The organism is Bacteroides sp. NSJ-39 (assembly GCF_014287315.1).
Classification (GTDB): domain Bacteria; phylum Bacteroidota; class Bacteroidia; order Bacteroidales; family Bacteroidaceae; genus Bacteroides; species Bacteroides finegoldii.
The window spans coordinates 378,383-401,448 of the sequence record NZ_JACOOB010000001.1; the positions used below are offsets into that span (position 1 = coordinate 378,383).

The 23,066-nt window shown below is 43.7% G+C and carries 12 protein-coding genes and 2 pseudogenes; 6 read left to right on the top strand and 8 right to left on the bottom strand.

Annotation, left to right across the window (positions count from 1 at the left end; all coding sequences use genetic code 11):
• Positions 1 to 363 precede the first annotated feature (363 nt).
• The 5 genes and pseudogenes from H8S63_RS01760 to H8S63_RS01780 all read right to left on the bottom strand — a co-directional run.
• Positions 364 to 633, bottom strand: a pseudogene (locus H8S63_RS01760) (type II toxin-antitoxin system HicB family antitoxin); the annotation flags it as partial.
• A 165-nt stretch (positions 634 to 798) separates the two neighbouring features.
• Positions 799 to 3,003 (bottom strand): alpha-L-rhamnosidase C-terminal domain-containing protein, encoded by a 2,205-nt coding sequence (locus H8S63_RS01765; protein WP_186925544.1) that lies wholly within the window; start codon positions 3,001 to 3,003, stop codon positions 799 to 801.
• 162 nt (positions 3,004 to 3,165) lie between these two features.
• On the bottom strand, positions 3,166 to 5,055 hold the full coding sequence (locus H8S63_RS01770) for a right-handed parallel beta-helix repeat-containing protein (RefSeq protein WP_186925545.1): 1,890 nt from the start codon (positions 5,053 to 5,055) through the stop codon (positions 3,166 to 3,168).
• A 48-nt stretch (positions 5,056 to 5,103) separates the two neighbouring features.
• A complete protein-coding gene (locus H8S63_RS01775) occupies positions 5,104 to 7,200 on the bottom strand; it encodes a glycoside hydrolase family 127 protein (RefSeq protein ID WP_186925546.1) in 2,097 nt (698 codons plus the stop codon).
• A gap of 215 nt (positions 7,201 to 7,415) precedes the next feature.
• Entirely contained in the window at positions 7,416 to 7,943 is a 528-nt protein-coding gene (locus H8S63_RS01780; RefSeq protein WP_186925547.1) for a methylated-DNA--[protein]-cysteine S-methyltransferase, read from the bottom strand.
• Between the two features lie 236 nt (positions 7,944 to 8,179).
• On the opposite strand from H8S63_RS01780, the pseudogene H8S63_RS01785 reads away from it, so the two are divergent.
• The 6 genes and pseudogenes from H8S63_RS01785 to H8S63_RS01810 form a co-directional block, all read left to right on the top strand.
• Positions 8,180 to 8,374: pseudogene (locus H8S63_RS01785) on the top strand (choloylglycine hydrolase); the annotation flags it as partial.
• Between the two features lie 82 nt (positions 8,375 to 8,456).
• Positions 8,457 to 10,925 carry a glycoside hydrolase N-terminal domain-containing protein gene (locus tag H8S63_RS01790; protein ID WP_186925548.1) on the top strand — a complete coding sequence of 823 codons (2,469 nt, stop codon included), beginning with the start codon at positions 8,457 to 8,459 and terminating at the stop codon, positions 10,923 to 10,925.
• Between the two features lie 12 nt (positions 10,926 to 10,937).
• Positions 10,938 to 12,140 (top strand): glycoside hydrolase family 105 protein, encoded by a 1,203-nt coding sequence (locus tag H8S63_RS01795; protein WP_186925549.1) that lies wholly within the window; start codon positions 10,938 to 10,940, stop codon positions 12,138 to 12,140.
• Positions 12,141 to 12,181: 41 nt separating this feature from the next.
• Positions 12,182 to 13,654 (top strand): glycoside hydrolase family 140 protein, encoded by a 1,473-nt coding sequence (locus tag H8S63_RS01800; protein WP_007752941.1) that lies wholly within the window; start codon positions 12,182 to 12,184, stop codon positions 13,652 to 13,654.
• Positions 13,654 to 17,520 (top strand): family 78 glycoside hydrolase catalytic domain, encoded by a 3,867-nt coding sequence (locus tag H8S63_RS01805; protein WP_186925550.1) that lies wholly within the window; start codon positions 13,654 to 13,656, stop codon positions 17,518 to 17,520. The genes H8S63_RS01800 and H8S63_RS01805 overlap by 1 nt, the downstream gene beginning before the upstream one ends.
• A gap of 178 nt (positions 17,521 to 17,698) precedes the next feature.
• Complete coding sequence (locus H8S63_RS01810) at positions 17,699 to 18,586, top strand: SDR family NAD(P)-dependent oxidoreductase (protein ID WP_186925551.1); 888 nt, start codon at positions 17,699 to 17,701, stop codon at positions 18,584 to 18,586.
• A 43-nt stretch (positions 18,587 to 18,629) separates the two neighbouring features.
• Here the strand turns inward: H8S63_RS01810 and H8S63_RS01815 are convergent, their stop codons facing one another.
• The 3 genes from H8S63_RS01815 to H8S63_RS01825 all read right to left on the bottom strand — a co-directional run bounded on the left by H8S63_RS01815 (position 18,630) and on the right by H8S63_RS01825 (position 23,049).
• Entirely contained in the window at positions 18,630 to 19,433 is an 804-nt protein-coding gene (locus H8S63_RS01815; protein ID WP_186925552.1) for a patatin-like phospholipase family protein, read from the bottom strand.
• Between the two features lie 202 nt (positions 19,434 to 19,635).
• Positions 19,636 to 21,600: a DUF3826 domain-containing protein gene (locus H8S63_RS01820; protein WP_186925553.1), complete on the bottom strand. Its 1,965-nt coding sequence runs from the start codon at positions 21,598 to 21,600 to the stop codon at positions 19,636 to 19,638.
• A 96-nt stretch (positions 21,601 to 21,696) separates the two neighbouring features.
• Positions 21,697 to 23,049 (bottom strand): glycoside hydrolase family 28 protein, encoded by a 1,353-nt coding sequence (locus tag H8S63_RS01825; RefSeq protein ID WP_186925554.1) that lies wholly within the window; start codon positions 23,047 to 23,049, stop codon positions 21,697 to 21,699.
• Positions 23,050 to 23,066: the final 17 nt, after the last annotated feature.

A 23,066-nucleotide genomic window follows, 5' to 3' on the forward strand; every position in this document is an offset into this window, starting at 1 on the left:
CAAGCCGGTATATATTTACCGAAGTCAGTACGTTTGACTCGTACATCAATTGTTTTTTGGTAATTCTAGAAGATTTTTCTTAGTGTCTTATACAAAGGACTTTGGGAGAATTACCCGTTTTTGAGGTAATGACTTGGCAACTGTGCTAATTACTGCGTTCTGCCATAAGTTACTATCATTGTCACTCGTCGTAATACAAATTATAAAGAATGAATTAATTTACAAATTGATTTTGAAAAATACTTTTAGATACACTACAACTTCATAGCCTATGGAGTTTTTCTTTGTTCATTTGGAGATTTTTAATAATGTTTGCCACACCTAGTCTTTCTGTTGATTTAAAAAAATGACAAGACAGTCAATAATGTTTTTTAGCTCAGTAATAATCTTATCTTTTACGATACTACTATAATAGTTGATAAAAGTAGCAGCGTCTATTTTGAACTTCAATTCAAACTCCTCAGACAACACTTCACAAGGATTAGGATTATCTTCCAGATACAACTCAATTGCTTCCTTCATATTATCCTCAATCTCTTTCATGTCATTGCCTACAGTGATCACCGGAACACCTTCAATATAGGCACTCAAATTTTTTCCTGCATGTTCTACAATCACTTCTACTGTTTTCATATTACCTCCTTTTTAAATCAAGGGAACAAGGGGCTTACTATTTTACTATAAATATAAAATTAGCGGCAACTCCGAAGAATCACCGCTAATTGGTCTATTGTCCGACAGTTTGAGAGGGTTATAGCCTGCGAAATGAATAGCAGTACTCCACTAATTAACCATGAATTATAAATGATAGGTAACAATTCTTTCTTCAGGTGAATCGATCCAGAGCCGCCATACTCCTTCCGACACCTTCTCCGGTGTTCCGATATTTGCTTTGGGTGGACGACGACTATTGATCGTCAAATACCCTTTCCCTTCTGTTGCTTTCACTTTCATCGTTTTGCCATTCATATAGACATGGATATCGCCATTCGGAGTGGGTACAGTACCCTCCATCCATTTCAGTCCTCCCAATACAGGAGCAATAGCAAACTCCTTATACCCTTCTTTCACAGGTTTCACACCCAAATAATATTTGCCGAGCAAATAGATAGGACTTGCTCCCCAGGCATGACATAGACTCTTGCCGTATGGACGGCCGTACATGGCAAGATGTTGTGTTCCGGTTTCTTCAGGGTTATATTTTTCCCAGAAGGAAGTAGCTCCTTCCTTTAACATTCCTCCCCAATAGGCTTTCATTTCTTTCATTACAGCATCTTGTTCGCCAAGAGCACAAAGTGCTTCCAGTTCGTAAAAACGCATATAGGGAGTTGTTATTTTCAGAATACTGTCATTTAGCAAAACAGACTGTTTGATGGCTTGTTGCTTATCTTCATTCAAATATTGAAAGAAGACAGAAAACATATTCGCATAACGGGTGACCGCATCACTTTGCTGACCGTCGACACAGTTATGTACAAATGCCTGTTTCTGATTATTCCAGAAGGCAGGTTCTAACTTTGCTTTCAAAGCAGCAGCCAGTTTCTCGTATTTCTGTTTGCTATTGGCATCTCCAACCAGTTCCGCACACAAAGCCATTGTTTCCAGACTCCTGCAAAATAAGATTTGTTCAAAAGAGAGTTCGCCTTTTTTATCCAGATAGCCGTCCGCCCAATCCACAAATACCCAGTCACCGGTCATACCTTCCACCATGCCATTTTTATTTGTACGTCCCAATACATAATCCATCATCGTTTGCATACGTGGATACAGTTGGTTGACAAAGTGGCGGTCGCCACTATACATATAATAATCATATACACTAAGGAACCAGTAGAAAGTATAGTCCATGATTGTATTACTGTGGCTGGTCACAGGGTCCTTGCCACGAAGCAGCCAGATTGTACGTTTCACGGATTCACTATCGAAGAAAAGATAATAATTCATCAGATAACTTTGGATAGCATCACCACTCCATACCCAGCGGTCGCGTTTGATACCGTCAATAAAGAACTCGCGGGTAGTGAGATGCATGGTATAGGCCCCCACTTCCCAAATACGGTTCAATTCTTCATCATTGCAACGGAAACTTCCACGATACTCTTCAGGAAGATATTCATATTGCATGGAGACTTCTCCAATCTGTACACCCGGCTCGTGAGTTACATAAACATAACGGAAGGCTTTGCTGTTCTCCAATGTATATTCGTTTTCAGAATTACTCAAAGGAGAAGTGCTGCGGATGGCAAGGTCGGTCACTTGTCCCGGTTCGAGCAAGAGTTTGTCTAATGTTTCGCAATATGCTTTATCTTTTGCTTCTTCCGGGCTTTCACCATAATAAATTTCTATTTTTCCTTTTCCGGAAAGATTCTTCAATGTGATGAACCCGAATGTTTCTTTTCCAAAATCATAAAGAATACCTCCTTCGGACTGTTCTGTCTTTGCAACAGGTTGCTGTGGCTCACGCATCAGACTGAATTGGGAAGGAAGTTGGGTAGCCCCGTCAAAGTTCCAGCATCCGGCATCCATATAGATAGTGGCAGATGTGTCACTGGCTTTTCCGCTCTCATCAATCCATTCTTTATCTTCGTAAGTCACTCGCCAGGAGGAATCAGAATTCACCGTCTTCCCTTTCACATAAATAGTGGGAGGAGTAGCCTGATTCCAAACTTTGATGTTCAGGTTATGCTTACCGGCAGGAAGAGTTATCATTTCCGGCATACCGAATTGGAGCTTTCCATCCAGTTTGACATTATACTTTCCTTCTGCAGCAATAAAAATCTCTTCCGGCTCGGAAAGATTCAGTTGCTTACTGAATTCTACGACAACATAATGACTGTCCGTTTTCCAAAAAGGAGGGAAAAATGCACCTCGTTCCGTACGACGATTATTCATTTGATTTCCCAGCCAGATTTCGTAGTCTCCCGGATACCATATCCAGGTCTGGGCAAATGTGCTGCTTGCCAAAGACAAGGCACTAAGCAATATCATATATTTCTTTTTCATTTTTCTTTCTATTACTAACAAACTGAATCATAAGAAATAATTCGTTCCACAGTAGTTGACGTTTAGTTCCACATCTGTTTCCCTTTAGTTCTACAATTGTTTTCCTTTAGTTCCATATATGTGGAACGAATCATGTATTACAGTTAAATGACTTGTCAATACCTACTGAATATTTAGTAAATCCTTATATCCTGCTTCCAGTCCCGCACGTTCACGAATAACGCTATCCACCTTCGGACCATTGTTTTCCCATACATTTCCCGGACCATTGGCATTTTGCAGATACTTCTCTCCTTCTGTCCAATTATCACGTACAGTGATAAAGGAAGAACCTTCATCCGTATAAAGATAGAACCAGTGATTAGGATCGTGTACATACCCCGGCTTATAGATACTATGCACGCAATTCTCCGTTACATAGCTTTTGGGCTGTGAACCGAGCGTGTAAACACCCGCTACATCATACATATGTTTCGCATAATGATGAATCAGATTTGCATGAACTCTGTTATTACGCATACAATTCACAGTTTGTGTCCATCCCCAACCAAGACTGATGCCACTATAAGGAACTTCACTGATTTCATTATGCTCGATATTAATATCACTCACATATCCCGCAGCAATGGCGAGACATCCCCAGTCCTCATTACCTACTTCCGTGAAATAGCAATTATTGATTTGCTGGTGTGTACATACCTCCCGGCGGTCAGCAGGATCGTATGGCAAATGTGTTTCGTGAGCAGCCGGAGAAAAACTACCGGTCAGCAAACCATTTCCTGCAATATCGCGAAAGAGACAACCACGAACAATACCATCCTGCACCGCTTCTTCATAATCCAATCCGGTAGAACCCAGATGTTCAAATCGGCAACGCTCAAAATCAATCTGTTTGGCAGCAGCTATCCGGACAGCAGCCGCAGGACGTCCCAACCATCCTTGATTATCCAACGGATGATTCAGATAATCCCGTTGCATCTTCGGATCAATCCGGTACCCATCCGTCAGATACATGCCTGCCTGAAGAGGCACGTGTCCTTTCTCTGACGGACGCATCCACGTAGTATAAGAAAAAGTAATTTTCTCAAAACGAATATGACACACAGGACGATCCAAAGTACCTTCTACCTGTACTAACGTCTCAATGGCAGGTACCATCACTTCCGCCTCCTGCATCTTCTCTCCTTCCCGTGGATAATAATACACTCTACGGGCATTCATATCGTGATACCATTCGCCCGGTACATCCAATAGCTCACGGGCATTCGTCAGATAGAAAGCGGAATTATGTCCGTCCGTCGTCACCATTGGACGCGGCCAAGGATGTTCAAACTGAATCCGGCTTTCCGGCTGGTGAAAACGTACCGCCGCACTATCTCCCTGCACCTCAATAGACCGAATCCGAAGATTAGCCACACACCACATCTGATGGAGTACCATCTCGGCATATTCAGCCTTCATTTTTCCCTTATTATCAATAAGTCTGCGTACCGCAACCGCAGGAACATAAAGAACTTCATTATTTTCATCCACGCTGCAAATACGGTTCATCTTTTCGAAATCCTCTACATCACGGGCACGGACAGCCTTTTCTCCATTCACCCACAACTGACGGAAATCCAATGGACGCCCATTAAATGTCGGCACATCTGCCACCCAGAGCTTTCCTTGTTTCTTCCAATTCTTGATACGGACTCCCCCACTCAACACCACCTTTTCATCGGCTGCCGAACGGATCACAGTCTTTTCATTGATCGCCGAACGGATCACAGTCGGGGATTCCTTTGTCCCACTATCTTCCGGACGAATAAAAACCGGCTCATACAGAGCGTACGTTCCCCCTTCCATATAAACAGTGATTCCTCCCTGCATACGGTCATCTCCCGTCCTCCGCCATTCACGTGCCTGCCGTAAAGCAGCAGTCAGCGTTGCTTTGGGAGACTGGCGGGTTCCATCATTAAAGTCATTACCTTTGGGAGAAACCCATATCTCACCGGACCATAACCAATGACTACACAAAATACATATAGCCGTTAAAAATAACTTTCTCATCCTCATTTCTTTATTTTTCCTCCTGATTTCTTCATTTCTGTATCATGATTATCTGGCAAGAGGCATCCATACGGTCATCTCTCCTTTTCCTCTATTTCCCCAGGCATAATAAGGAATCAAACGAATATCCACCGTCTTCTCTGTCTGAACCACCGGACGATAAAGTACTCCTTCCCAAGAAATTGCAGGTGCCAGACGCGCTTTACCTTCGAGCGCTACAATCGGACTACCTTCAATCGTGATCTTCTTCGGAGTCAATTTTATATCAGCAGGAATCAATACATTATCAATCTTTTCCCCGTTTGCAATATCCATACTTTCCAGGCAATAAACCAACGGTCCGCGCTTCACGACCACCTGATTACGAATCTCCTCTGCCAACGGATGAGCTTCGAGCAAACGCACAGGCATATCCATCACTAACTCCACTACATCCCCCTTCTTCCATGCACGATTTACTTCCGCATACGAATTTGCCTTCGCATTGACTTGCAACGGCTGTCCATTCACCCTAAGCGTAGCCTTTTCACACCATTCAGGGATGCGTAAGAAGAGCGAGAAAGTACCTGCCTTACGAGGAACTTTATCCAACGTTACACGTACATTTCCATCCCAAGGATAATCCGTTTCCTGCGTCAGAGCTACTTCTCCCTTCTCTTTCCAAGTCGTTGTCAATGTATTTGCCCCATACAAATTGCAATAAATCCCTTCCGGGCTCAATGTATATGCATAGTTTTGTGCCTGACACAGCGTACGCAATGTGTTCGGAGGACAGCAGAAACAACTGATATATTCTGTCCGTTCCTTCGGCCAGCGAAGCGTGTAAGGAAGATCGGCACTGATACGAAGCGGATTCGTGTAGAAATACTTCTTTCCATCCAGACTAATACCGCTCAATACACTATTATAAAGACAAGTCTCCACAAGATCGGCATATTTCGCATCCCCTGTCACTTCCAGCATCCGCCAGTTGAACAACATATTACCGATATTGGCACACGTTTCATTGTGAGCAGTACTATTCGGCAACTGATAGGGACGTCCATAACTCTGATGCACTTTCTGAATACTATCCGGCTCATAACACGTTCCATCAGGCGATGTACCATCATAAAGAGCGCCGCAAGCACCGGTCACATACATTTTTCGGGTCACGATATCATTCCAGATACTAGTCAGGTTCTTCATTAATTGCTGCTCACCGGTTTCTGCATATACATCCGCTACTCCGGCATACAGATAGTTGGCGCGTACGGCATGTCCCATCGCACGATATTGATCGCGGAAAGGAATACGGTCCTGATTATCATCCGTTCCGTTTTCCACCATACCACGGATATCAATCAGATTCTTTGAAAGTTCCAGATAACGGGGATTTCCGGTAGCCCGGTACATTTCGACTACCCCCATATAATGTGAAGGGCAAATGGCATTACGAGCCAGTTCGGCAGAAGCCGTTTCGTAAAAGTGGCAAAGAAAATCCGTTGCTTTTACGGCAGCATCAAAAAGAGTAGTCTTTCCGGTGGCACGACGATGCACAATACCCGCCATCATCAAGTGTCCCAGATTATAAGTCTCAAAGTTCAGCCGATTGGCAAAAGCTCCTTTTTCATTCTCATCACCTACTTTCGTTCCAATGACCGTTTGTTTATGCTGATCACCCAATGCATGAGAGTCAATACCTTTATTCAGTTCTTCGATAACAACAGGAGTATGTATATAACCATCTGCACGTTGGGCTTTTACAACACAAGTAATAAAGTTATCCATTAATTTGTCCAACTCCGGATCTTTATTAACTGCATAGACAGAAGCCACTCCTTCCATCCATTTATACATATCTCCGTCATGGAATGGAGGTCCCCAATGCTCTCCTTTGCATACTCCGGCAGCAATCTCAAAATTACGGAAACCGTGAGAGATCTCCGGCGTGTTCCAAGTGTTCCACATACTTTGCAGGGAAGTCTGGCTAAATACCTGGAAGCGATCTCCCCAGAATCCATCCGTCCAATGTACGGCGTCGATTCCGGTATTCGCCATCTTCGCAAAACGGCTCTGACTCATATCCGTCAATCCATTGCTTTGCGCAAGTGCTCCCGTAACGGAGGCGGAAGCTAAAAGAAGTAACAGTTTTATCTGTTTCATTAATATGGATAATTTAAAATTTACACAATATCTTTATAAAAAGACGCAATTATCCGTATTTTGTACTCAATAAAGCAAAAAAACGAAGACCCTATTTCGGTACGCCCTGCAAGTCCAAATACAGGCATATAGCCATTTATTTCACTGAAAAATAATAAAAAGTGCCACCCATCGTTTCGCGTGAATGACACTTTTCGTGATTTTGTATATTAAATCTACCATAAACCGAGCCCCATCGTTTTAGAACATTCCAACTCCAATAATCCTTTTTTCGCATCGAGACCACCTCCGTATCCCGTAAGTTTATGATTGCTGCCGATTACCCGATGGCAGGGAACAAAGATAGAGATAGGATTGGTGGCATTGGCCGATGCTACTGCACGCACAGCCTTCGGGTTATGGATGCGGCGGGCAAGCTCGCCATAAGATATGGTCGTTCCATAGGGTATTTTCATCAGTTCTTCCCATACAGTGCACTGAAATTCCGAGCCGGTAAAGACAACGGGAATGTCGAATATCTTACGGTGTCCGGCAAAATATTCTTCGAGTTCCCCGATTGCCCGTTCGATGATGTCGGAAGTCCCCTCTTCGTACTTCGCATTCAGATGTCGCTGTATGCGGCGGTCTATCGTACCTCGCCGTTTCTTCACCGCCCAGTCGCAAATACACAGCTTATCTCCGTAAGAACCGACAAGCATCTCGCCCACAGGCGATTGATATCGTGTAATCTTTATAGTTTCCATATTGTTCTTTTTTTCTTCAAATTAAAAAAATATTGCTCACATTCTTTACTTCCCTTGTGATGTACTTCTTATTTGGAGTAACGGTTTGTGCTAACATTTCCGTTCGCAACGGAAATGATTAATGATTTTACTGACAAATATAGGAAAGTATATTTCAAATGACAAGAAAATACAGAGGATATGACAGTCTCCTTTCAAACTTATTTTCAAGTAATTTGTTTATGGAAAAAACGATCGTTCCAAGTGCCACGCAATGGACATCAGCAACGGATATGAATAACCGGATTATCTATTTCCGAACGATGTACAACAGTACGATCCGCAGCATTGATTTGCGCTCTATTGATTTTTCCAAAGTGCATTATCGGGCTGTTCCAATGGATACCGTCAGGCAGCAGCCGATTGAAAAGATAAAAATAATGTCCGAGTAATTATATTCTTTTAGCGACTTATTGGGTACAAAAAATCCGTTCAACCGTCCTTTTATAAAAGTATAAAAGACGTTAGATGATAATGAATAAAAAGAGATTGATCGGATATGTGCTCGTCATGCTGTCTGTAACTTCTATTCATGCACAAGAAACGAACGCTTCTACGCAAGAATATAAGTTATGGTATGACCGTCCCGCACAGGTATGGACGGAAGCCCTGCCTTTGGGCAATGGCCGTTTGGGAGCTATGGTATATGGAATACCGGGTACAGAACAAATACAACTAAACGAAGAAACTATCTGGGCAGGACGCCCTAACAACAACGCCAATCCGAACGCACTTGAGTATATTCCCAAAGTGCGTGAACTGGTCTTTGCAGGAAAATATCTCGAAGCGCAAACTCTTGCTACCGAGAAGGTGATGGCTAAGACAAACTCGGGAATGCCTTATCAAAGTTTCGGGGACTTGCGAATCGCTTTTCCCGGACATACCCGTTATTCGGACTACTATCGGGAGCTAAGTCTGGATTCCGCCCGCGCCATCGTGCGATATGAGGTAGACGGAGTACAATACCAACGCGAAACGATTACCTCATTTACCGATCAAGTGGTAATGGTCAGACTGACAGCCAGCCGTCCGGGACAAATAACCTTTAATGCCCAACTGACCTCTCCTCATCAGGATGTAATGATTTCCTCTGAGGAAGGAAATTGCGTTACGCTTTCCGGTGTCTCTTCCTGGCATGAAGGTCTCAAAGGGAAAGTGGAATTTCAAGGACGGCTGACTGCACGGAATAGAGGTGGAAAAATAGCATGTGCAGATGGAATTCTATCGGTAGAAGGAGCTGATGAAGCTATCATTTACGTGTCAATAGCCACCAATTTCAATAATTATCTGGATATCACAGGAAATCAGATAGAACGGGCTAAAGACTATCTTTCCAAAGCAATGAAACATCCATTTCCGGAAGCCAAGAAAAATCATACTGATTTCTATCGCCGATACTTGACCAGAGTATCTTTGAACTTAGGTAAAAACCGATATGAAAACATCACAACCGATAAACGTGTAGAAAACTTCAAAGATACAAATGATGCTCATTTGGTAGCTACTTACTTCCAGTTCGGGCGTTACCTATTGATTTGTTCTTCACAACCCGGCGGACAACCCGCTAACTTGCAAGGTATCTGGAATGATAAATTATTTCCTTCTTGGGACAGCAAATACACTTGCAACATCAACTTGGAGATGAACTATTGGCCGTCTGAAGTTACCAATCTTAGCGAGCTGAACGAGCCTCTTTTCCGGCTGATAAAAGAGGTCAGCGAGACAGGCAAGGAAACGGCTAAAATCATGTATGGAGCGAATGGCTGGGTACTCCATCACAACACAGATATCTGGCGCGTCACAGGAGCAATTGACAAAGCCCCTTCGGGCATGTGGCCTAGTGGTGGAGCGTGGCTCTGCCGACATTTATGGGAACGTTATTTATATACCGGAGATACCGATTTTCTGCGTTCCATCTATCCTATACTGAAAGAGTCCGGCCGTTTCTTCGATGAAATCATGGTAAAGGAACCGATACACAACTGGTTGGTGGTTTGTCCTAGCAATTCACCGGAGAATGTACATTCGGGCAGTAACGGAAAGGCAACGACAGCCGCCGGATGTACGATGGATAATCAGTTGATTTTCGATCTTTGGACGGCTATTATTTCAGCTTCCGAAATTCTGGATACCGACAAAGATTTCGCAACTCATCTAAAGCAACGCTTGAAAGAAATGCCTCCTATGCAAATAGGTCATTGGGGACAATTGCAAGAATGGATGTTCGATTGGGATGATCCGAACGACGTACATCGTCATGTCTCCCATCTTTACGGATTGTTCCCCAGCAATCAGATTTCCCCATACCGCACACCGGAATTGTTTGATGCGGCGCGCACCTCGCTCATCCATCGCGGGGATCCGTCTACCGGCTGGAGTATGGGATGGAAAGTTTGTCTTTGGGCGCGTCTGCTTGATGGTGACCATGCTTATAAGCTGATAACAGATCAGTTGACTCTTGTACGCAACGAAAAGAAAAAAGGTGGTACTTATCCTAATTTGTTCGATGCACATCCACCCTTTCAGATTGACGGGAACTTCGGTTGTACGGCAGGAATCGTAGAAATGCTGATGCAGAGTTATGACGGATTCATCTATTTACTTCCCGCCCTTCCTACTTTGTGGAAGGAAGGTTCGGTGAAAGGTATTATCGCACGTGGTGGTTTTGAGCTTGACTTGAGTTGGAAAGACGGAAAAGTAAATCATCTGATAGTAAAATCCCACAAAGGAGGAAACTGTCGTCTCCGCTCACTCAACCCGCTAAAAGGTAAAGGACTGAAACCTGCCAAAGGCGAGAACCCTAATCCTCTCTTTGCCGTCCCCGCTATTACCAAACCATTGATTAACGGGAAAGCAAAATTGAATAAAATAGAGCTGACGGAAACCTATTTGTATGACCTGCCCACAAAAGCGGGAAAAGAATATATCCTGATTGGAAAATAAAAACTCAACTATATGAATCAAAATTTATTTAAGGCGATTATTGCCTGCGGAATTGTCTGCTTTATTGCTTGTACGACCACCAAGAAAGCAGAAACCGAAAAGTGGAGTGAACGTATGGCACGTTCCGAAATGAAACGTTTCCCAGAGCCCTGGATGATTGAAAAAGCTAAAAAACCACGATGGGGATATACGCATGGCCTTGTGGTAAAATCAATGCTCGAAGCATGGAAACATACGGGCGACGGTACATATTACGAGTATGCCAAGATTTATGCGGATAGTCTGATTGACACTGACGGACGTATAAAGACCATGAAATATCTTTCTTTCAATATCGACAATGTAAATGGCGGTAAGATTTTGTTCGACCTCTACGCAAAGACGGGAGATGAACGTTACAAAACGGCTATGGATACGCTTCGTAAGCAGATGACCGAACAGCCGCGTACCAGCGAAGGAGGCTTCTGGCACAAATTGAAATATACCCATCAGATGTGGTTGGACGGTATCTTTATGGCTTCTCCCTATCTGGTACAATATGGTGCGACTTTCCAGGAACCGGCTTTGTTTGACGAAGCGGTGAAGCAAATACTTTTGATTGCCCGTAAAACGTATGATCCGGCTACCGGTCTTTACTATCACGGATGGGATGAAAGCCGTGAACAGAAATGGGCAAATCCCGAAACCGGGTGTTCTCCGAATTTCTGGAGCCGCAGTATCGGATGGTATGGTGCTGCGATAGTGGATGTTCTGGATTATCTGCCACAAGAAACAGCAGGACGGGACAGCGTCATGCAAATTCTTCAAAGGCTGGCCGAAGCGATTGTAAAATATCAGGACCCTCAATCCGGCACATGGTATCAAGTGACAGATCAAGGTGCACGTAAAGGTAATTACCTGGAGTCTTCGGCAACCGCTTTGTTTGTTTATACGCTCGCCAAAGCCATTAACAAAGGATATATCGGAAATGAATATATCGAACCGGTAAGAAAAGCTTTCAACGGCATGACCGGAAATTTCACCCTTTTGGAGGAAGACGGAAGTTATACCATCACCAATTGTTGTGCCGTAGCCGGATTGGGCGGAGACTCTAAAAGATACCGTGACGGTTCATTTGAGTATTATATCAGCGAACCGATTATCGAGAATGATCCGAAGTCAGTAGGAGCATTTATCCTGGCTGCAATTGAATTTGAAAAAATGATTGAGAAATAATTTGTGGTGAACTGGAATAAACTAAAAACGATAAAAAAACAATGAAAAAATTCAAGATTCTTCCTTTTTTACTGCTACTGCTGAGCTTGAGTACTTCAGTGGCGGCACAAAAGAAAACACAGAAAACGTATATTCCCTGGAGCAACGGTAAACTTGTAGTCTCCGAAGAGGGGCGTTATCTGAAACACGAAAATGGTACTCCTTTCTTCTGGTTGGGGGAAACAGGATGGTTGCTCCCAGAGCGTCTGAATCGTGACGAAGCCGAATATTATCTGGAACAGTGCAAACATCGCGGATACAATGTAATTCAAGTTCAGACCTTGAATAATGTGCCATCCATGAATATCTACGGACAATATTCCATGATAGATGGATATAACTTCAAGAACATCGACCGGAAAGGTGTATATGGTTATTGGGATCACATGGATTATATCATTCGTACGGCTGCAAAAAAAGGACTGTATATCGGTATGGTTTGTATCTGGGGAAGTCCCGTGAATCGTGGAGAAATGACTGTCGAACAGGCGAAAGCATACGGAAAGTTCCTGGCGGAACGTTATAAGGACGAACCGAATATCATTTGGTTTATCGGTGGAGACATTCGCGGTGATGTGAAAACAGCCGAATGGGAGGCATTGGCAACTTCTATCAAAGCAATCGACAAGAATCACCTGATGACCTTCCATCCGCGTGGCAGAACAACCTCAGCAACTTGGTTCAACAACGCTTCCTGGCTGGACTTCAATATGTTTCAAAGCGGACACCGTCGTTACGGACAACGTTTTGGTGACGGCGACTATCCTATCGAAGAGAATACGGAAGAAGACAACTGGCGTTTCGTTGAGCGCAGTATGGCTATGAAACCCATGAAACCGGTTATCGATGGAGAACCTATCTATGAAGAAATTCCTCACGGCCTGCATGACGAGAACGAGTTGTTATGGAAAGATTACGATGTACGCCGCTATGCTTATTGGTCTGTATTCGCCGGTTCTTTCGGGCATACGTATGGGCATAATTCCATTATGCAGTTTATCAAACCGGGTGTGGGTGGTGCATACGGAGCCAAGAAGCCTTGGTATGAAGCATTGAATGATCCCGGTTATAATCAAATGAAATATTTGAAAAACCTGATGCTGACTTTCCCGTTCTTCGAACGTATACCGGATCAGTCTGTCATCGCAGGTAAGAACGGAGAACGTTACGACCGTGCCATCGCTACACGCGGTAATGATTATCTGATGGTGTATAATTATACCGGACGTCCGATGGAAGTTGATTTCAGCAAGATTAGCGGGGCAAAGAAGAATGCCTGGTGGTATACGACAAAGGACGGTAAGCTGGAATATATCGGTGAATTTAATAACGGTGTACATACCTTCCAGCACGATAGCGGTTATTGCAGTGGAAACGATCATATTCTGATTGTGGTGGACAGCAATAAAAACTACCTCGGTAAGACATGGACGGAACTTCCCGATGCCCAACTGAAATATATCAGCGATAAATGATGAATAAGAGAATATTTATAGTAGCATTCTTTGCGTTTCTGTTTTTAGCAGGTTCAGTCTATGCAGCCATAGGCATAACCGAACTGCGAACGGAGCAATTAAAGAATCCGCTAGGTATTGACGTGCGCCAGCCCCGATTGGGTTGGCGCATCGAATCGGATGAACAGAATGTGATGCAAACAGCGTATCACATTCTTGTTGCTTCTTCTGCCGACTTGCTGGCGCAAGGAAAGGGAGATATTTGGGATTCAGGAAAGATAGAGTCCGACGCTTCCCAATGGATTGCTTATCAAGGTAAACCGCTAAAGCGTAATGCCCGCTATTATTGGAAAGTGAAGGTCTATACTAATAGAGGGGAAGCGGACTGGAGTGCTCCGGCCTTTTGGAGTATGGGATTGCTGAATGAAGCGGACTGGCAAGGCCAGTGGATTGGATTGGACCGTGCCGCTCCCGGTGACAGTGAAACCCAATGGAGCCGCTTGGCAGCCCGTTATCTCCGCAAAGAATTTGCTTTGAGCAGAGAGGTGAAACGTGCAACGGTACACATTGCTGGAATGGGACTTTATGAATTATTTATTAACGGACAGCGTATTGGCGATCAAGTGTTGGCCCCCGCTCCTACCGACTATCGGAAAACAATTCTGTACAACACTTACGATGTGACGCCACAACTTCGAAAAGAGAATGCTATTGGTGTGACATTGGGCAACGGACGTTTCTATACGATGCGCCAGAATTACAAACCGTACAAGATACCGACATTCGGCTATCCCAAACTCCGCCTGAATCTGATTGTGGAATATATGGATGGCAGTAAAGAAACGATTGCTACAAACACTTCATGGAAACTGACAACCGAAGGTGCTATCCGTAGCAATAACGAATATGACGGCGAAGAATATGATGCCCGCAAGGAATTGGGCAACTGGACACAAAGCGGTTATGACGACAAAAGCTGGATAGCGGCACAAAGAGTCAGTATTCCTTCAGGAACATTGCGTGCCCAAATAATGCCGGGTATGAAAGTAATGGATACATTAAAACCTGTTTCCATCCAAAAACTTGGTGATAAGTACATCCTTGATTTTGGTCAGAATATGGCTGGTTGGGTGCGGTTCCGCATTAAAGGACAAGCCGGTGACAGTATTCGTCTCCGTTTCGCAGAAACCTTGCAGGCCAATGGGGAACTCTATACCCGGAATCTACGTGACGCCCGTTCCACAGATACGTATATCGTAAGCGGACGCGAAGTGAAGGACACTACGTGGGCACCTCGTTTCGTGTATCATGGCTTCCGTTATGTGGAGGTCAGCAATTATCCGGATGCGCAACTTGGAGACTTCGTAGCTGAAGTCGTGGAAGACGAGATGACGCATACAGGATCTTTCAGTTGCTCTGACGAGACATTGAATAAGATTGTCCGTAATGCGTTTTGGGGAATCCGGAGTAATTATAAAGGTATGCCGGTAGACTGTCCGCAACGGAATGAACGTCAGCCTTGGTTGGGCGACCGCACCATGGGATGTTGGGGAGAGAGTATGCTTTTCGATAATTACGCAATGTATACCAAATGGACACGTGATATCCGCGAAGCACAACGTGAAGACGGTTGTATTCCCGATGTCGCTCCGGCCTATTGGAATTATTACTCGGACAATGTGACTTGGCCCGCGGCGTTGCCTATGGCTTGTGATATGCTTTTTACCAATTTCGGAGATAAACGTCCGATAGAGGAGAATTATCCGGCTATCAAAAAATGGGTGGCTCATATCCGTGAATACTATATGACAAAGGAATATATCATAACTAAAGATAAATATGGTGACTGGTGTGTTCCTCCCGAATCTTTGGAACTGATTCACAGTAAGGATCCTTCCCGCAAGACTGACGGTGCGCTGATCGCCACTGCCTATTATTTGAAAGTGTTGCAACTGATGCATCGTTTTGCCAGCCTGCAAGGACTGAAAGCCGATGCAGAAGAATGGGAAGAACTGGAACATCGTATGAAAGACGCATTCAATGCCCGCTTCTTGCATATAAAAGAGGGAACATCCCATGTGCCGGGACATACATTATATCCGGACAGTATCTACTATGGTAATAATACGGTCACTGCCAATATTCTGCCACTTGCTTTCGGGTTAGTGCCAAAGAATTACATCCATGAGGTTGCCAAAAATGCCGTAACTTCCATTATTACCACCAATAAGGGACATATCAGCACCGGAGTCATTGGTGTGCAATGGCTGTTGCGTGAATTAAGCCGTCGTGGTTATGCCGATGTGGCTTACTTGCTGGCTACCAACAAAACGTATCCTTCGTGGGGGTATATGGTTGGAAAAGGTGCTACCACCATTTGGGAATTATGGAATGGTGATACGGCAAATCCAGAAATGAACAGTGGCAACCATGTCATGCTTTTAGGAGATTTATTGCCTTGGTGTTTCAATAATCTGGCAGGTATCCGTGCAGACCGTTGGAAGTCCGGTTACAAACATATTATTTTCCAGCCGACTTTTGAGATTCAAGAGTTAAGCAATGTAGATGCATCTTATATGAGTATCTATGGAAAAATAACCAGCCGATGGAAGAAAACGCCCATGCATCTGGAATGGGATATTGAATTGCCTGCCAATACAACAGGCGAAGTACATTTGCCAGATGGTCGAAAAGAGAAGATCGGTTCGGGAAAACATCATTTTAGTGTAGATATACCGACTAAGAACACAGCCATTCTAAGTGATGAATTTCTGTACGAAAAGGCCGCTTTCCCCGAATGTCACGGAGCTACTATTGTAGAGATGAAGAACGGAGATCTTGTCGCCTCTTTCTTTGGAGGAACGAAAGAACGCAATCCCGATTGTTGTATTTGGGTATGCCGTAAGCCGAAAGGCGCCAAAGAGTGGAGTGCTCCCAAACTTGCTGCCGATGGTGTGTTTTCACTCAAAGATCCGCAAGCTATATTAGCGGGAATCGACTCCACCTGTACACCGGTAAAAGATGCAAAAGGGAAACTCGTCGCACGTCGGAAAGCGTGTTGGAATCCGGTACTGTTTCAAATTCCGGGCGGAGATTTGATTCTCTTCTACAAAATAGGTCTGAAAGTGAGTGACTGGACAGGATGGTTGGTTCGTTCGCGTGACGGAGGAAAGACCTGGAGCAAGCGTGAACCTCTTCCTAAAGGTTTTCTAGGTCCTATCAAGAATAAGCCGGAATATATCGACGGTCGTATCATCTGTCCTTCCAGTACGGAAGGGAGTAAGGGCTGGCGTGTTCATTTCGAGATTTCTGATGATAAAGGAAAAACCTGGAAAATGGTAGGACCTTTGGAAGCAGAACTGTCCGTACCGACTCAGAACCGTAAAAAAGGAGGAATAAATACGGATGATCAGGAAGGCGGGGAAGCCATCAAAGGGGAAGGCGCTAAACCTATTTATGCGATACAACCTAGTATTTTAAAGCATAAGGACGGAAAATTGCAGATACTCTGCCGTACGCGCAATGCACAGATTGCAACAGCCTGGAGCAGTGACAATGGTGATACGTGGAGCAAAGTAACGCTGCTGGATGTTCCGAATAATAATTCCGGTACAGACGCCGTGACAATGAAAGATGGCAGGCATGTGCTTATTTATAATAATTTCTCTACATTGCCCGGAACTCCGAAAGGGCCTCGTACACCGCTTTGTGTAGCTATATCGGAGGATGGAATCAGCTGGAAGCCTGTTCTCACATTGGAGGATAGCCCGATCAGTCAATATTCTTATCCTAGCATTATTGAAGGTAAAGATGGAAAGCTGCATGCCATTTACACTTGGCGTCGTCAACGGATAAAATATGCCGAGATAGATCCGCTGAAGTTCTAAAAATCGAATAGTCATTTTACATAAATCGACCGCTCATTCCTATCCGAATGAGCGGTCGATTTGTCATAATCCTACGGTCCTTTCTCCGCAGACGAGCGGTTGTTCTTATTCAATCGAGCAGTCGATTCTTTGTTTTTATCCGTTTTATGTTTTACATTTGCAATAAATAAAAAGAACGATGGCAGACAACTATATAGAAAAACAGCAAGAGCTATATGAAGCCAGAAAGGCTGCTTGGAAACAAGCACAGAAATATGGTAAGAAGAAATCTACAACCGTTCATCCGGTCAAATCGGCTTCGTGTACTCCAATGGCCTCAAAACCAGAGACCTCCCCCAAAAGAGTATTTATAACAGGAGGAGCGGAAGGTATAGGCAAGGCAATAGTAGAAGCTTTTTGCCTGTCCGGCGATCAAGTCGCTTTTTGTGATATAAACGAAACAGCGGGACAAGAGACTGCAAAAGCAACCGGATCTATATTCCATAAAGTCGATGTCAGCGATAAGGATGCACTTGAAAGTTGTATACAACGTATTCTTTCCGAATGGAATGATATTGATATTATTGTCAACAACGTCGGTATCAGTCAATTTTCGTCTATCACCGAAACAAGCGTAGAGGATTTCGACAAAATACTTTCTATCAACCTACGTCCTGTATTTATCACCTCCCGCCTGCTTGCCATACATCGTAAAGAACAGTCCTCTCCTAACCCATACGGTCGGATTATCAATATCTGCTCCACACGTTACCTGATGAGTGAACCAGGAAGTGAAGGTTACGCAGCTTCTAAAGGCGGTATCTATTCTTTAACTCATGCACTGGCTTTATCGTTATCCGAATGGAATATCACCGTCAACTCTATTGCTCCGGGATGGATACAAACTCATGATTATGACCAACTCCAGCCGGAAGATCATTCACAACATCCTTCGCGACGGGTAGGCAAACCGGAAGATATTGCCCGTATGTGTTTGTTTCTCTGTGAAGAAAACAATGATTTCATCAATGGAGAAAATATCACGATTGACGGAGGAATGACGAAAAAGATGATTTATCTGGAGTAATTTGAGAATTTATCAGATACAATGATATGTCTTTATTATATCATTAATCGCCATGAGACTCTTTCAACACGCTTCGGGTGACTTCCACTCCTGTCTTCACTATCGAAGCAGCATGATGGAACTCCAACATATCATATGTATCGCCGGAAATCTGAATTAAGATATCCGGCTGACAACGTTCTATCTGGTAACGAGTGATTTGTTGCATCATCATCCTGGAAGATTCTGTCAACAGATTATAAGGAGATATTTTCTTTTTCTTTCCGGTATCAATCGGTGCATTCACATCGACAGCTATCAGAATGTCTCCTTCAGTGCGTTGCACATGACTCAATGGAAGAGGATTCAGAATACCTCCATCAATCAATACCATACCGTCTTTTCTCAACGGACGGAAAAGCATAGGGATAGAAATAGACGTACGGATAGCTTCATGTAAGCTCCCTCTGTCAAACCTGACTTCCTGATCGCGGACAATATCCGTAGCCATCGCTACATAAGGGACAGGCAGGTCTTCGATATTCATATCCGGAATAATTTGTTTCAGTTCTTTAATAAAACGGTCACCTTTCACTAATCCATCCCGGCTTAAGGTAAGATCCGCCAATTCCCACATCTTGCGTTTGTCCCAACTATACAGCCATTCTTTACATTCTTCCATTTTTCCTGAAGCATACATTGCTCCCACCATTGCTCCCATGGAACTTCCTGCAATGGAAGTAATCTCAAAGTTGTGACGAAGTAATTCTTCAATTACTCCTATATGTGCTATTCCACGTGCTCCCCCCATGGAAAGGACTAATGCTACTTTTTGCTTATCCATATCATATAAATTTCTGTTAGCCATCTACAAAATAACACATTTTCTGCGAAAAAGATGTTTAGTAATCGTGAAGAAATAAATTATAGCAGTGTTTTAGGGGAACTAAAGCATAGCTTTAGATATGATAAAGCTATGCTTTGTCAGTTGCAAAGCATAGCTCTATTATATTCTTCTATTATCCCGGAGATATTCCGGCTATGTAGGAGGTTAAGGGTTTACCTTCATTTTATTTCTTTCCTTGAGCCTTCTTTTCTGCGTTTCGCTTATTCACGTAATCTTTGAACATCTGCCGCCAGTTGCGACCATGCTCATTGAAATACTGTTCGCATTTGGTTTTATAAATTTCGAAGATAGCAGAAATCTGCTTCATATTCTTGTAGTCAATAGCCTGTTCGCGAGCCAGTTTCAACTGTTCCAGAACGAAAGCCGTTTCCTCTTCCGTCATATTGGGCACAATGGCCTGATAACCTTTCAAGGTAAAAGCAACTTTACCTACCGTGTATTTATCCAGGATTTGTTCAATCTCTTCTTCCGTCAATACTCTGCGTAAATCTTTCATTAGCCTTTCATGCACTTCTTTCGGCATAGCGGAATCTGCAATCATTTCACGGTCGAGCTTGGAAAGCGGTTTGCCTGTCAGAGGATTGATACCCTCGGGGATTGTTGTATAAGGGTGCTCATTGTGCCAGTCACGCACTTTACGAAGATGATTATAAATGGCAGTTACTGCAAAACCTGCCTTTTTATCATCGTTCAACTCTAAAGAAGCTACCCAGTCGATGGCTTTCTTTTCGAGAGAAGCATCTGATTTTAAATTAGCATAAGCCTTCTTGTCAAAATAAGCAGCTACCTTGTCAAAAGAACGGATGGCGCCTTCAGGAAGCAAAGCTCCTTTTTCACCAAAACTATACATAGCGGATTCCGGTTCAATGGTGACCTTGCTTTCATCCAACATCTTTTTATCCAATTTGAATACTTCTGCGAAGAAGTCATAAACGGCATTCCGCTTATTCGGGCCAAAGTCATGTTTCTCTTTGGGAAGATGTACATTCGTTACTTTATCTTTTGCCTGGTAGAATCCGTAGATTCGTTGCAGATAAGGAAATTCAAGAGTAGGAACACTGGCCGTCCAGTCGCCGCCATCCGATACGATCAGTTGTGGACGTGGAGCAAAAGTAGCGGCTAATTCCGCATTACAGGTTCCTCCTGCAGATAGTTGAATAGGCATTCCGCTTTCGCAGGGACAGCCACCGTCGAAGTGAGAAGCCAGGCTCACCACCGGAGCTGAAGCGGTGAAACGATCATCTAATACGCTCAACAATACAGTATGGGTACCTCCACCCGAACCGCCATTCGTACCGATACGGCTGGTATCAATGTCCTTACGGGAAGCAAGCATGTAGTCAAGAATCAGTAAGCCGTTCATTGCCTGAATAGTGTGCGCCGCGCTACTACGGTGTGCCGCACTGCCAACTTGCAAAGCCGACTCTCCCCATCCGAACAAATCATAGTCTACACAAACAGCTCCCATACGTGCCAAAGTTCCCATACGTTGTTGTTGGTCTTCCCGATAACGTCCGCCACCAAAATGTCCGTTAGGGCAGATTATCAACGCATGTTTTCCTTTCGATTGGGGCGTATAGATAGAACCGCAAACGTATAACCCGGGAAGTGTTTCAAGTGCGAAATTCTGCACGGTATAGCCATCAAACTTACGTATCTTTGAAAGAATAGGTTTGGTTTTGACACATTGAGCCAACAAAGTATCGATACCTAAACGCTGACGTACCTCTTTTTTCAGAGAATCGGCACGAAGTTGAAAAGACTGTCGGTCTGTATAGAGTGTATTCAGATAAGCCAGCATCTTCTCTCCGTCTGCATCTGTACGACGTGGATACTCGTATGCTTTCAGCTTATACATATTTCCTTTCTGCTTAACAAATTTATAATCGAAAGGTGCCAATACATTCGTCAAGGATTCTTCCACGGAATAAGGACGAATACGAAAATCGGCATAAGGCAGCACTTTTCCCACCGTATCAATGTCATATTTCAAACGGACTCCGAAACGGTTCTGTATATCCGTCAGTACCTCATTCAAGGGACGAGCAAATTCCGTCTCGTATGTTTGCGTCTGTGCTTCGGCCGAAAGAGATGCGGCAAGAAGCATAGTAAAAAGGATTCGTTTCATTTATTTTTAATTTATGCAAGTTGTTTTTTCACCACAGATTACACAGATTTTCACAGATTTATTATTTTTATAATTTAGTCGAATTAAAAATCTGTGTTAATCTGTGGTATCTGTGGTGCTTTTAATTACTTCACCATTGATGATTACGTCATCCATCGTGATACGTTCACAATTTTCGAAGATACATTTCTGTTTCCCTCCTTGAATATGAATATCACGCAAAACGATGTCAGATATCGGCGCTTCTTCCAAGCCCACTATTTTGATCGGAGTCTTTACGTTTGTCACAGTCATTCCGCTGATATGTACATTACGGAATATCGGAGTGCGTTCACTCTTAGGTTCAGCAGGCATTTTACTGTATTTCAAATTCAATACAACAGCTTCCTGTTTAATGTTGCTCATTACGACGTTGCTGACACGAATATCTTCAACGACTCCTCCCCTTCCACGGGTTGACTTAATACGGATTCCACGATCTGTTCCGTCAAACACGCAATTGGAAATAGTAACTTTACGTACACTCCCACTCATCTCGCTGCCGATAACAACGCCTCCATGACCGGAAAGCATGGTGCAGTTGGTGATAGTGATATTCTCGCAAGGTACTCCCAAACGACGGGCCTGCGCATCTCTTCCCGACTTGATTGTGATGCAATCGTCTCCTACTGATATATGGCAGTCGCTGATATGTACGTTGCGGCAGGATTCCGGATTCACTCCGTCCGTATTTGGTGAGGGCGCATTATCTATGGTGATCCCCTTTATGGTTACATTGTCGCAAAACTCCGGATTGACCGTCCAGAAGGGAGAATTTATGATTTTCACTCCTTCAATCTTTACTTTCTTACAACGAACGGGCTGAATGAACGGAGGACGGAAAAAGCGACGTTGCAATGTATTTACATAATCTTTGTTCGTTTCAGCATAAATTGCTGTCGTATCGTTTGCTGCATCCCACATGGACTGATATTTATTCACATCACGCATGCCATTGTCTTTCAAATCAATCATGACACGAAAGAACTCCATCCACCATTTCTTTCCTTGTCCGTCCAAAGTTCCTTCTCCTTTGATCGTAATATTCTCGGCATCTACCGCATAAATCAAAGGCTGGAAACTTTTCATCATCACTCCTTCGTGACGAACCTCGACAAAAGGAAGATAGTCATCAAAGTTATCGGAAAAGAGCAAGGTAGCTCCGGCTTCCAACTCCAGCGTAATATTACTTTTCAGATGGATACTCCCCGTCAGGTAAGTTCCGGCAGGAAAGAAAAGAGTACCTCCGCCACCACGGTTCAAACGGTCAATCGTTGAATTGATTAGCTTTGTATTAAGAGTCTTGCCATTTGCTTTTGCACCGGCCTTCAGCATATCTACACGCTCGGCACGAAGAACTGTGGTTGCACAGAAGCAAAGAAAGACGATAAGAGTTGTTCGTAAATTCATAATCGATATTATTAAAT

Coding starts and splice junctions, on each gene's coding strand:
- H8S63_RS01770 (WP_186925545.1), bottom strand. CDS start 5,055: ATGAGAAAGTTATTTTTAACGGCTATATGTATTTTGTGTAGTCATTGG.
- H8S63_RS01800 (WP_007752941.1), top strand. CDS start 12,182: ATGAAAAAATTCAAGATTCTTCCTTTTTTACTGCTACTGCTGAGCTTG.
- H8S63_RS01795 (WP_186925549.1), top strand. CDS start 10,938: ATGAATCAAAATTTATTTAAGGCGATTATTGCCTGCGGAATTGTCTGC.
- H8S63_RS01775 (WP_186925546.1), bottom strand. CDS start 7,200: ATGAAACAGATAAAACTGTTACTTCTTTTAGCTTCCGCCTCCGTTACG.
- H8S63_RS01765 (WP_186925544.1), bottom strand. CDS start 3,003: ATGAAAAAGAAATATATGATATTGCTTAGTGCCTTGTCTTTGGCAAGC.
- H8S63_RS01805 (WP_186925550.1), top strand. CDS start 13,654: ATGAATAAGAGAATATTTATAGTAGCATTCTTTGCGTTTCTGTTTTTA.
- H8S63_RS01820 (WP_186925553.1), bottom strand. CDS start 21,600: ATGAAACGAATCCTTTTTACTATGCTTCTTGCCGCATCTCTTTCGGCC.
- H8S63_RS01815 (WP_186925552.1), bottom strand. CDS start 19,433: ATGGCTAACAGAAATTTATATGATATGGATAAGCAAAAAGTAGCATTA.
- H8S63_RS01810 (WP_186925551.1), top strand. CDS start 17,699: ATGGCAGACAACTATATAGAAAAACAGCAAGAGCTATATGAAGCCAGA.
- H8S63_RS01780 (WP_186925547.1), bottom strand. CDS start 7,943: ATGGAAACTATAAAGATTACACGATATCAATCGCCTGTGGGCGAGATG.
- H8S63_RS01825 (WP_186925554.1), bottom strand. CDS start 23,049: ATGAATTTACGAACAACTCTTATCGTCTTTCTTTGCTTCTGTGCAACC.
- H8S63_RS01790 (WP_186925548.1), top strand. CDS start 8,457: ATGAATAAAAAGAGATTGATCGGATATGTGCTCGTCATGCTGTCTGTA.